Here is a 12,777-nt window from a genome sequence, read left to right as displayed (position 1 = left end):
CATCGTGAGCGCCCTGAAGCGGAGCGAGGTCACCGTCACTTCCGATCAGGTGCGGCTCAAAGGGCCGCTGAAGGAACTGGGGTTGTACACCGTCAACATCCATCTCGGTCACGAAATTGAAGCCGAGTTGAAGGTCTGGGTGGTGCCGACGGTCACCGACGAACTGCCCCAGCAAAAACCGAAACAGCCGCCCGCCGCCGCTCCGCCCGCGGCGACAACCGGCGCCTGAGGGCCTCGATCGCCGCCGTTTCTGGTGCGTAACGCCGCGTTTTTGCGAAGATGCGCAACTCGCGCCCGAAGACGCGCAACTCAAAGCGCGGAGAAGCAGACCTCGCTCGCTTACCCCATTTCGGAGAACTGACAACGGTTGTCAGTTGGCCGCACGGCCGGAAAACAGGTTTTCCGGTCGGCGGAAAGCGCCGCTGGGTTAACGTGGTGCGTGCTGCCATCTGCGTCGGCGTCCGGCTCGACGCGCAGCGCGCTGCGCGACCTGCCCGGCGTCTGGTTCCGCGGAAGGCGTCCATCAGTAAGTTGTCAAAGACCCGCGGCGACGCTTGAGCGTCGCGCTGCCCTAATGCCTGCTACGACCTCGCCACGTCAAAACGATCGAGGTTCATCACCTTGCTCCAGGCCGCGACGAAATCGTCGACGAACTTCCGCTCCGCGTCGGAGCTTCCGTACACTTCAGCCAGGGCGCGGAGTTGGGAGTTCGAACCAAAGACGAGGTCGACACGCGTGGCGGTCCACTTCGGGACGCCCGTTTTGCGATCGCGGCCTTCGAACACGTCCGCGTCTTTCGAGACGGGCTTCCACTGGGTGCCCATGTCGAGCAGATTCACGAAGAAATCGTTGGTCAGGGCCTCCGGTCGCTTGGTGAAGACACCGTGCTGCGCCGCGGCGAAGTTGGTCTTCAGGACCCGCATGCCGCCCACGAGCGCCGTCATTTCGGGCGCGGTCAGGGTCAGTTGTTGTGCCTGATCGATCAGCAGCGCTTCGGCCGGTACGCTGTATTTGCCCTTGAGGTAATTGCGGAAGCCGTCCGCGATGGGTTCGAGCACGTCGAACGAGGCCACCTCGGTTTGCTCCTGCGAGGCGTCCATGCGCCCCGGCGTGAAGGGAACCGCGACCTGGTGGCCGGCATTCTTGGCGGCTTGCTCGACGCCCGCGCAGCCGGCCAAAACGATCAGGTCGGCCAGGGAAACCTTCTTGCCGCCGGACTGGGCTCCGTTGAACGCGCTCTGAATGCCCTCCAGAGTCTTGAGCACCTTCGCCAGTTGGGCAGGTTGGTTGACTTGCCAGTCCTTCTGCGGTGTCAGGCGAATGCGGGCGCCGTTCGCACCGCCGCGCATGTCGGAACCACGGAACGTGGACGCCGACGCCCAGGCGGTGGAAACCAACTCCGACACAGACAGACCGGAGGCCAGGATTTTGCCCTTCAACGAGGCGATGTCCTGGGCATCGATCAATTTGTGATTGACCGCGGGGATGGGATCCTGCCAGATCAGTTTTTCGGCGGGAACCTCGGGGCCGAGATAACGTGCCCGCGGGCCCATGTCGCGGTGCGTCAGCTTGAACCAGGCCCGGGCGAAGGCGTCGGCGAGCTGATCCGGATTGTCCTTGAAACGCCGCGAGATTTTTTCGTAGGCCGGGTCGAACCGCAGCGCGAGGTCGGTGGTCAGCATCGAGGGCGCGATCCGCTTGGACTTGTCGAAGGCATGCGGCACCGTGCCGGCACCGGCGCCATTCTTCGGCCGCCACTGATTCGCGCCGGCCGGGCTCTTCGTCAGTTCCCATTCGTAGTTGAACAGGTTCTCGAGAAAGTTGTTGCTCCACTTCGTGGGCGTGGTGCTCCAGGTGACTTCCAGGCCGCTGGTGATCGCGTCTGCGCCCTTGCCGGTGCCGAAGCTGTTCTTCCAGCCCAGGCCCATTTCTTCGAGGCCGGCCGCTTCCGCGTCAGGCCCACAATGCGAAGCGAGGGCGGCTCCGTGGGTTTTGCCGAAGGTATGGCCGCCGGCGATGAGGGCCACCGTCTCCTCGTCGTCCATCGCCATGCGGGCGAAGGTCTCGCGGATATCCCGTGCCGCGGCGACCGGATCGGGGTTGCCGTTCGGGCCCTCCGGGTTGACGTAAATCAGCCCCATTTGCACGGCCGCGAGCGGGTTTTCGAGATCGCGGTCGCCGGTGTAGCGTTTGTCAGCCAGCCAGGTCGTCTCGGCGCCCCAATAGACGTCCTGATCGGGCTCCCAGACGTCTTCGCGACCGCCGCCGAAACCGAAGGTCTTGAATCCCATGCTTTCCAGCGCGACGTTGCCGGCCAGGATGATCAGGTCGGCCCAGGAAATTTTGCGGCCATACTTCTGCTTGATCGGCCAAAGGAGCCGGCGCGCCTTGTCCAAGCTGACGTTGTCCGGCCAACTGTTGAGCGGCGCGAAGCGCTGCTGGCCCCTGCCCCCGCCGCCGCGGCCGTCGCCGGTGCGGTAGGTGCCGGAGCTGTGCCACGCCATGCGAATGAACAGGGGGCCGTAGTGGCCGAAGTCGGCTGGCCACCAGTCCTGCGAATCGGTCATCAGGGCCGCCAGATCCTTCTTCACCGCCGCCAGATCGAGGGTCTTGAACTCTTGGGCGTAGTCGAAGTCCTCGCCCATCGGATTGGACTTGGAGGAATGCTGGTGCAGGAGCTCGATCTTCAACTGGTTTGGCCACCAGTCGCGATTCGACGTGCCGCCGCCGGCGGCGTGCTGGAAGGGGAATTTGGCTTCGGTTGTCATTATGTTTCTCCATTTTTTAGAGCGGAGGGCATGGGAATCGAACCCACAACCCCTTGCGGGGCATCACATTTCCAGTGTGACCGCTAGCCATTCGCTTACCCTCCGGCGCGGCTTCGCAAACGAATTCTAGCCTACGCCTGGCCGCCTTGCCAAGCAGCGGGCTAGCCGCGCGCTGGCACGGCGCGATAAGTTGACGGCATGAGCATTGCCCCCGGATTGCGGCCCCATCTACGCGAGGCCAAACGGCTTCTGGCCGAGGGTCGCGAGGAACTCAAACGGCGGCACCAACAGGGCGCCAGCGGCAGCGAAATCGGCGCCGCGCTCAGCGACCTGTTCGACCAACTGATCCTGGAACTGTTTCAGGTGGCGCTGGAAGACCTGGGCCAGGCCGGCCCCGAAGGACTCGCGGCCCGCATGGCCCTGGTGCCCCACGGAGGTTACGGCCGCCGCGACGTCGCGCCTTATTCCGACGTCGATCTGATGTTGCTCGTCGATAAGGCGGCGCGGGCGGAGGTCGCGCCCCTGGCCCAGCGGATGCTGCGCGATGTCTTCGACCTCGGTCTGACCGTCGGGCAAAGCGTGCGGACGCCCGCCGAAGCCTGGCGGCTGGCCCGAAAAGACCCCATCATTTGGACATCCCTGGTCGAGTCGCGGCTGCTGGCCGGCAGCGTGCGGCTGTTCAGCGATTTTGCCGTGGAGTTTCAGAAGCGGTCGCGCCGCGCCGCCGCCGCCATCGTGGCCCTGGTCGATAAGTCGCGCACCGACGAGCGTCTGCAATACGGCGAGACCGTCTACCTGCTGGAGCCGAACGTCAAACGCTCGCGGGGCGGACTGCGCGATATTCAGTTTCTGCGCTGGATGGCGTTCGCCCGACACGGCACGCCCGATTTCGGGCCCCTGTCGGCCCTCGGCGCGCTCGCCGCCGAAGACGTCGCTTCGCTGGCGCGGGCAAAGGAATTCCTGCTGCACCTGCGCAACGAAATGCACTTTCATGCCGGTAAAGCCAACGATCTACTCGACCGCACCGAGCAGCTTCGACTGGCCGAATCGTACCAATACCGCGGCGACGACGGCCTGCTGCCGGTCGAACAGTTCATGCGCGAATACTTCCGGCTGACGGAAGGCGTGAGCCAGGTGGTGATGCGGTTTATGGCCGCCACCACTCGCGGGCCGCGGTGGAGCGAGCTGTTGGCGCCGTTGGTCAGCCACCAGTTCGACGGGGAGTTCCGCGTCGGCCCGTGGCAGATTCAGGCCAATGCCCGTGGGCTGGCGGCGCTGAAAACCGACCTCACGCGCATCCTGCACCTGGCGGTGATCGCCAACCTTTATAACAAGCCGATCGAGCACGCCACGTGCGAGGCCATCCGCGCCGCCGCGCGGGAATTGCCCGACGAGATTTCGGCCGAGGCCAGCGAGCGGTTCATCGCCCTGCTCAACCAACCGGCAAGATTGGGCGGCATCCTCCGCGGCCTGCACGAAATGCGCGTGCTGGAAAAACTCATTCCGGCCTTCGATCATGCCCGTTGCTTGCTGCAGTTCAACGAATACCACAAGTACACGGTCGATGAGCATTGCATTCGCGCCGTGGAGCACGCCAGCGACTTCGGCAACGACGCGGGACCCCTGGGCCACGTCTACCGCCACATCAAACGCAAATGGCTGCTGCACCTGGCGCTGCTGCTGCACGACCTGGGCAAAGGCTATCCGGGCGACCATAGCGACGTGGGGCGGGAGATCGCGGGCCAGGTCGCCCAGCGGCTGCACCTCTCGCCCGACGACCGCGAAAAGCTCGTCTTCCTGGTCCACAAGCACTTGATGATGTCGCACCTGGCCTTTCGGCGCGACACCAACGACGAGCAGCTCGTGGTCCGTTTCGCGGTCGAGGTCGGCTCGCCGGAATTGATGGAGATGCTTTTCGTGCTGACGGCGGCCGACTTGAGCGCCGTGGGCCAGGGCGTGCTCAACGCCTGGAAGATCGACGTGCTGGCCGACCTGCACCGCCGGGCCATGCAACACCTGGCGGGCGACGCGCCGGCGATGAACCTTCCCGATTACCTGGAAGAGTGCCGCCGCAAGATCCTGGACCGTCTGCCGGCCGACGACAGCGCCTGGTTCGAACGACAGCTTGCGGCCTTGCCGGCCTCGTATCTGGGTTCCACGTCGCCCGACGAGGCGGCCCACGAACTGGCGCAGCTCCGCCGCCTGCGACCGGGCGGGGTGATCGCGCTGGGCCGCTATCAACCCGACCGCGGAGCGGTTGAATACAAGATCGGCACCTACGAAGCCATTACGCCGGGCGTGTTCCACAAGCTCACCGGCGCGCTCACGGGGCGCGGCTTGCAAATTCTGGCGGCCGAGATTTATACCTTGGCCGAAGGGCTGATTTTCGACCGCTTCTATGTACACGACCCCGATTTTAGCGGCCCTCCGCCGCGCGAGCGGACCGACGAGGTCACTTCGGCCTTGAAAGCGGCGTTGTGCGACAGTCCGAAACCGCCCACCTTCCGACGCCTCTGGCGGCCCGCCGCCGACCGCCGGCAGGCCGTGCTGCCGCGGCTTCCGACGCAGGTGCGAATCGACAACCATACTTCCGACCGGTTCACGATCATCGACATTTTCGCCCACGACCGCGCCGGCCTGCTCTATACGATCACGCGTTCGCTGTTCGAGAAGGGGCTTTCGGTGGGCGTGGCCAAGATCGGCACCTATCTCGACCAGGTGGTCGACGTGTTTTACGTCACCGACCAGCAAGGGCAAAAGTTGCTCGACGAAGAGCGGCTCGGCACGTTGCGGCAGCAATTGCTGGACGAGATCGAGGCTTTCGAGCGGCAGTGGATTACTTCTTCGGCTTCTCCTTAACCGCCGCTTTCCTGGTTTTTTTTGCCGGCCGCTTGGCCTTCGGCAGCTCGCCCGCCGCATGGATTTACCGAATTGTCAAAGACCCTCGCCGGCGCCGCGCGCCGCCTGCCACTGTTTACTTGTCCGTCGCTTACTGTATTTTACGCGCCAACTGGCTTGGCCATGCTTCGCGTCCCGGCGCGCCGGGACGGGCGTCACGCTCCGTCGTGATGGATCCCCTTCCGCCTCGTTCGTGCAAATTTGCACTAACGGGACAAACCCGAGGGATTTCATCATCTCGTAGTTCCGCGGTGGTATGTTTCCGGCGCGGACTTCCGGCGGCATCTGCTCGGAACCAAGACATCCTTTGTTTTCTCTCGCGACTGGCTTGGGTTGCTCAAAGAATATGCAGTCAGATGACCACTATGCACATCATTTGAGCAGCCGCCAAAAAACCTCTATCAGGCCAACCGATGGGCAAAAACGCCGTGTTTCATCGGCTGACGCAAATTTGCGTCAGCCGATCGGCACCGGCGGCCGCCCGACGCCGCTGCCCAATTCTTAGGCACGGCTGACCCTCTGCCAACCACTAACCACTAACCGTAGATGGCGGGCGTCGCCGCGACAGGGCCGGCCCATACCAAAAGAACGCCTTGCCGTCGGTGTTCGCCGAATCGAGATAATCGGGGAACATCTCGACATTCGTGCTCCCTTTCTCTTATGACGGTGCGGAATGCTCTTGGTAGTATTCCGCCGAGCCGGTGAAGCCGGCGATCACGTCTTCGTTGGTCTTGCCGGCGGCGAATTGGGCCAGCCAATAGTTTAATCCGCCGGTGTCGGCGGGCCGGCCCAGATAGTGGAAATAGTCGTCGTTGATGAGCTGCGTATTGTTCTCTTGGCTGCCCGCGATGCCTTGGGCCGCGCCATTCAGCGTCAGGCCGGCGGCGAACTGGCTGGTCCAGAAGCTCTCGCCGTTGGCGTCGGCCGGGCGGCCCAATAAGAGCTTGTAGACCGCGTCGATCCAAGCGAGGTTGGTGCCGCCGGCGTTGTTGTAAAACTCCGCGGACGAGACGAGATCGGCCTCCAGCTCTTGATCGGTGACACCCGCATCCATCTGACCGGTCCAATAGGTCACGCCGGCCGCGTCGGCCGGCCGGCCCAAAAGTTTCAGGTAGGTGGGCTTGATGACGAAGTTGGCGTAGTATTCGTCGCTGTGGGCGATGGCCTCGGCCACACTGCTGATGGCGGCGCCGGAGTCGAGCAAGTTCGACCAATAGGTGAGACCGCCCGCGTCAGGCGCGCGGCCGAGCACGTCGTGGTAAACGGCGGTTACATAGAGTTGGTGCGGCGTGCCGATGACCGCACTGCCGGCCAGCAGGGTTGCTCGCCGGTCGTCGCTGATCGTGACCTCCATTCCGTATTGGCCGGCGGCGACATAAGCGTGCGAGCCCAGCACGCTGTACGAGCCGGCCGACTCGAAAACGGTGCCGGCCGCCGTGGCGCCGTCGCCCCAATCGATGCTGGCGGTGAACGCCGAAGCCGGCTCAACTCCAGTGCCATGACTAAACGTGGCGACGACCGCCGCGCTCAACTCCGCGGACGGCGTGCCGGTGAGCGTGGCGCCGCTACCGGTAACGGGTGACTCGCTGACGACCGCCGTGCTTGTCGCCGTGACGGATGACGCAATGCCGCGTTCAATCACCACGTGAATCGCATCGGTGCCGTCTTCGGTATAGATGTGGCCGGCCGTCACGCTGAAGACCTGACTGGCGCTATCGAAGCTGACCGTGCCCGCCGAGGTCGAACTGCCGTCGCCCCAGTCGATGGTCGCCGTGTACTGGTCCAACGGTTGGAGACCGGCCGGGTCGGCGAAGGTGGCGACGGTCTGGGCCGCCGCGGCGACGCCTTCCGTCGCGCCAAGCGTAAACCCGCCAACGGCCTGGAGGGCGGGCAACAGCGTCTGGCTGGCGTCGGCCACCGTCCAAGCGCCACGGCCGGCCGTGCCCGCCAGCAGCAGGTCGGACGTGGCGTCGTAGTGCAAATCGCTCACCGGGACGTGCGGCAGTGATCGTCCGTAGGGGGCCCAAACGGCATTCGCGCCGTCGTTGGGGTCGAGCGTTCGGTAAACGCCGTCCACCGCTCCCACCAGCACCACTTCGTCCCCCGGCGTGTGCGTCGGCGAGTAGACCGCCAGCGAGCCGAAATCAGAAGTCAATTGCCCCAGGTTGCCCGTGACGGCGATGCTCGCCGAGGCGGCGTTCTGCCCCGCGATGGTGATCTTGTAGAGATTGGCGTCGTCCATGACGTAGGCCGTCTGCCAATCGTCGGGCAGAAGTACGATACTGCGCACCGCGCCGCCGGAGTAGGCGGTGACCGGCGTAAACGGGCCGCCCGCAGCGGTGCGGACAAAAAGCTGCCCGCTGGAAGTGCCGACAAAGGCGACATCGGGATTGTCGCCGCTGGCGGAGCGCCCGCCGTAGGCCAGCGCCGTCACGGTGCCCTTCATCGCGGCCGGCGTGACGTTTTGCACGACGTCGCCGGTGAGGGCCGGGTTTCCGCTGGCATCGGTGGCGAGGCTCTCATACAGCCCGTGGTAGCCGAGCAGCATTCGCGACGGATCGACGCTGTTCAGCACCAGCGGAAACGGCCCGATGCTCCCCCAGTCGGCGGCCAAGACGCCGCTGCCCGCGACGGTCGGCGTGCCGGCCGCGGCCAGATTGACCTGCTCGGCCGGCAGGACCGGCTGATTCGAGGCGTTGTAAGAAACGCGCCATACGGTGCTCATGGAATGCGAGGTGAAGTAGCGCACGTCTCCCGGCCCGCTGTTGTCCACCGCGACGACATAGCCGTTGCTGACAAGATTGCTGGGCAACTGGTTCCAGGTTTGGCTGCCGGGGGCCGATTGCGTGCCCGCCCCCACGTCCTGGCTGCCACCCACGACGACGCCGGCGCGCTCGTCGTAGGCGACGCTAAGAAACTCGGCGACCTGCAGATTGCCGTTCATCACCGACCATTGCCGCGCGTTGTTCGCGTTGGCCGGATCGTGCAGCTTGTAGATTCCTCCTTCGTCGGCCTCAAGTACGGTGTTCTGGGCCGTGTCAAACACCATGGCGCGTGAGTTGGCGTGAGTCGCCGTGTTGTTCGCATTCGCGCCGTCCAGGTTCTGCCACTGCGTGTTGTTCATGGCCGGGGCGGTCGATGAAAACACGCCGCGGAAGTGGCGTCCCCAATAGGGGAATTGGGGCGCGAAGCTCCCGCCGACGAAGACGGTGTCTCCGCCAGCATCGTTCGGATCGGCCATCATCGAGAAATAGAACGCGGCGTTCGTCGGATAGAGCCCCACGCCGTTGGCGTCTTGCGGCAAATTCATGCTCACCCACGTGTCGCCCTGATCGCCGGAGCGTGCAAGCTGGAGAAGCTGGCCGCCGTTGAACTCCGCAGAACCGAACGCCGGGCCGCTGGAAAGTACGGCCGCGAAGACCGCGTGGCCGGCAATGGCCAGCCGCACGCTGGCTTGGCCGCTGTTGATGTCGAGATCCGAATTCGTGGTCGCGGCCCAGGTTTGTCCGCCGTCGTCGCTGCGAAAAACGCCTTGCCCCCGCACTGCGGCGTAGGCGATTGAAGCATCCGCCGGATCGCTTACGACGCTGGTCACGTTACCCGCGGGCAGGCCGTCGGCCGGCGTCACCTCGCTCCAGGTGGCGCCTCCGTCACTGCTGTGATACAGACCGCCGTTGCCGCTCGTCGTGATGGTTGCCGCCAAGACGGTTTTGCTTCCATTGGCGGGGTTTGTCGCGAAGGCGATGGCCACGACCGTTTTGCCACCGAGCACGTCGTCGCCGGCGGCGTCTTGATTGAGCACGGTCCAGGTGGCGCCGCCATCGGTCGTTTTGTAGATGCCGGCGGCGCCGTAGGGTGCGGGTCCGTTGGCGGTCGCGAAGAACACGTCCCTGGCAGCGCTCACGCTGCCCGTACCGGCGTAAAGCGTCTGACCGGTTGGATCGTGGGGATCGACCGCCAAAGCGCTGATGGCAAGCGAGGGGAGGCTGTCGCTCAACGGCGTCCACTGCGGCGTGGCATCGTTGGCGTCGCTCGTTTTCCAAACGCCGCCACCGACCGCCCCCACGTAGACCACGCTGCCGTCGGCCGGGACGGGATCGATCGCAATGGCATCGATCGCGCCGGCGACCGGGTTGTCGGGGTTCGCGGCCGAGCCGCCCGTGTCAAACGTCCCCTCGGCAACGCCGCCGGTTTCGGGTCCGGGTCCTTGACTGACCCAGGTTGGCTCGCTCGATGCGGTCGCCGTGGAAAGCGCGCCGCTGGCCGACAAGAGCGTGCGAGCTTCCAGAGAGTCAAGCCGCAAGCGGCGGCGTGAACGACGCGGCACCGGGCGAAGCGTTGGGCGGCGGCGGGAGGGAACTGGGCGTGCTGTTCGGCGTAGCATGGTTGGGTCTCCTGGTGTGGTCGGACGCGGCGCTATTTCGTGTGCTGTTGGTAGTATTCGGCCGAGCCGGTGAAGCCGGCGACCACGTCTTCGTTGGTCTTGCCGGCGGCGAATTGGGCCAGCCAATAGCTTAATCCGCCGGCGTCGGCGGGGCGACCCAGATAGTGGAAATAGTCGTCGTTGATGAGCTGCGTGTTGTTCTCCTGGCTGCCCCCAATGCCTTGGGCCGCCTGACTCAGCGACTGGCCCGCGGCAAGCTGGCTGGACCAGAAGTCCTCGCCGTGAGCATCGGCTGGGCGGCATCGCCGGCGGGCCGGTCTACTACAGCCCGGCCGGCTACACCGCCGGAGAGGCCGTCGTCTTCTCCGCCCAAGTCGACGCCGGCGCGTTGCCCACGGGCGTCTACCCTTTCACCATGACCATTACCGAGGTCTACCCCGACGGCAGCACCGTCGTGCGCGCCTACACGGGCCAGCAGAATGTCGAGAATCTCGACGGCTCGACCGCCGGCGCGGGCTGGACGCTGCGCGGGCTGCCGCGCCTCTGGCCGCAAGTCGGCGGCGTGACCCTCAGCGACGGCGCCGGGAACCTCTACTTCTTCACCCAAAACCACGACCTCAGCTACACCCGCCCCGCCGGCGAACCCGGCTTTTCGACCCTCGTCGAGAACGGCAGCGGCGGATTTACGCTCACCGATAAGTACCAGAACGTGAGCCAGTTCACCGCCGCCGGCATCCTGACCAGCGTCACCGACCGCGCCGGCAACGTGACCAGCGTCACCTCGGACGCCAGCGGCAACCCGCTCACGATTACCGACAGCGCGGGCCGCACCACGACCTTCGCGTATACCAACGGCCTGCTCTCCAGCGTCACGGATTTCGCGGGCCGCACGGTCACGCTCACGCACGATTCGGCCGGGCGCGTGACCCAATTGGCCATGCCGGACCCAGGAAACGGCGAGTCGCCAAGCGTCACGACCTTCGGCTACGATTCGACCAGCGGCGAAATGACCTCCATCACCAATTCGGGAGGCACCACGCAGCTTGCCTACAACGCGTTCCGCGAGCTGACTCAAACCGCGGCCGCCGACGGCTCGACGACCGAGCTCGACGCCCCGCTGGGCCAGGCGCTGGTGGCCGCCGGCCGCGGCACGCAAACCAACCCCGCTCCGCTGGTCTACGCCTCCCAGCTCGTCGGCAGCCAGACCAACGAAGACGGCCAGACCAGCACGTTCGTGCCCGGATATTTCGGCAAACACGCCAGTGAAACCACGCCGCTGGGCGAGACTACCAGCACTGTCTACAACGTCGAGGGTGAAGCCGTGCAGATCACCGCGCCGCCACTCACCACGGGCGGCCAGCCCCTGGTGACCACCAACGTCTATAACACCATGGGCGACCTGCTCGAAACCGATTATCCGGACGGCACGAAGGAAACCTGGACCTACGACCCGAAATGGCACGAACCGACCAAGCACGTCGATCGGGCGGGCCGCGAGACCGACTACACACTCGACTCGAACAACGGCAACGTGCTCACGGTGACGCAAGTCGGAACGGGCGGCGACACCAACCGCGTGGCGACCTACACGTATACGCCCGTGCCAACGCAGCAGGGCCAGCCTCCGGCCGGCCTGGCGGCGACGATGACGGACCCGCGCGGCATCGAAACGACCTACCAATACACGGCCCACGCGCTGGTCAGCCAGGTGACCTACGCCGTGGGCACGGCCGACCAGGCCAGCGTCGAATATGGCTACGGGCCGTCGACGGACGATCCCACTGCGTCAGCGGATGATCTCACTTCCGAGACTGACGAACTCGGCCGAACGACGAATTTCGTGGTCGACGGCATGGGCCGCACCATCGAGCAGCTCGATCCGCCGCCCGACCCCAGCAATCCCAGCGTGCGGCCCACGACGCAGACCGTTTTCGACGCGCGAGGCCAGGTCGTGGAAACGATCGATCCGATGCGGCGCGCGACGTATTACGTTTGGGACGAAAGCGGCGTCGAAGAAGACGACGGGCCCAAGCTGCTCAAGGTCGAAGGCCCCGACCCGACCGGCGGCAGCAACTACACCACCACCCAATACGTGTACGATCCGGCGGGCAATCTCGTCGAAACCATCGATCCCATGGGCCGCACCACGGCTTTTCAGGTCGATGCCGACAACCGCCAGACCGCCGAGCAAGACGCGAATCCGGCCGACGGCAGCAACAACCAGACCTTCAACCGCGCGACGGCCACAGGCCCGGTGACCTCGGTCGTCTACAGCCCCTCCGGCGATCCCATCCAGCAGTTCGACGCCGCGGACAACGAAACCGACAACGTCTTCGATTCCAACGGCAACCTGCTGAGCACGACCGGGCCGGCCCCCACGCCGGGCGCGGCCCGGCCCACCACCAGCTACACCTATTCGCCAGACGGGCAAGTGCTTAGCGAAACGAACGCGCTCGGGCAAACGGTGCAACTCGTCTACAACAGTTTTGGCGAAAAGGTCGAGGAAATCGAGCCGCCCAGTAGCCCGCTTGCTCCGCAAGCGGTCCTGCTCTGGTCCTACGATCCCGACGGCAATCTCGTCAGTTACACGACGGCGATGGGACAGACGTACATCTACAAATACAATAACCTGAACGAGCGGACGGAGGAGGACGACCCTTCGCCCGACGGCGGCACGACACCCGGACCCGTTTGGCGATGGCAATTTAACCTGGCGGGAGAGCTCGT

At 65.1% G+C, this 12,777-nt stretch carries 5 protein-coding genes and 1 tRNA gene; 3 read left to right on the top strand and 3 right to left on the bottom strand.

Annotation, left to right across the window (positions count from 1 at the left end; all coding sequences use genetic code 11):
- Window positions 1-229 (top strand): 50S ribosomal L9 C-terminal domain-containing protein (locus VNH11_27945; GenBank protein HVA50219.1); only part of this gene is annotated, 229 nt, incomplete at its 5' end.
- Between the two features lie 352 nt (window positions 230-581).
- On the opposite strand, the gene katG is transcribed toward VNH11_27945, so the two are convergent.
- Window positions 582-2,768, bottom strand: coding sequence for a catalase/peroxidase HPI (gene katG, locus VNH11_27940; GenBank protein HVA50218.1), 2,187 nt, complete (start codon window positions 2,766-2,768; stop codon window positions 582-584).
- Window positions 2,769-2,790: 22 nt separating this feature from the next.
- Window positions 2,791-2,872, bottom strand: a tRNA-Ser gene (locus tag VNH11_27935).
- Window positions 2,873-2,966: 94 nt separating this feature from the next.
- On the opposite strand from VNH11_27935, the gene glnD reads away from it, so the two are divergent.
- Window positions 2,967-5,627: a [protein-PII] uridylyltransferase gene (gene glnD / locus VNH11_27930; protein ID HVA50217.1), complete on the top strand. Its 2,661-nt coding sequence runs from the start codon at window positions 2,967-2,969 to the stop codon at window positions 5,625-5,627.
- 697 nt (window positions 5,628-6,324) lie between these two features.
- Here glnD and VNH11_27925 read toward each other — a convergent pair.
- Window positions 6,325-10,050 carry a DUF4214 domain-containing protein gene (locus VNH11_27925; GenBank protein HVA50216.1) on the bottom strand — a complete coding sequence of 1,242 codons (3,726 nt, stop codon included), beginning with the start codon at window positions 10,048-10,050 and terminating at the stop codon, window positions 6,325-6,327.
- 415 nt (window positions 10,051-10,465) lie between these two features.
- On the opposite strand from VNH11_27925, the gene VNH11_27920 reads away from it, so the two are divergent.
- Window positions 10,466-12,777, top strand: a 2,312-nt coding sequence (locus VNH11_27920; GenBank protein HVA50215.1) for a hypothetical protein, incomplete at its 3' end; no start/stop codon positions are given.

The sequence above is a fragment of the Pirellulales bacterium genome, from assembly GCA_035533075.1.
Lineage (GTDB): Bacteria > Planctomycetota > Planctomycetia > Pirellulales > JAICIG01 > DASSFG01.
Note: the sequence above shows the minus strand (reverse complement) of the source record. Positions and strands in the feature narration are given on the sequence as shown.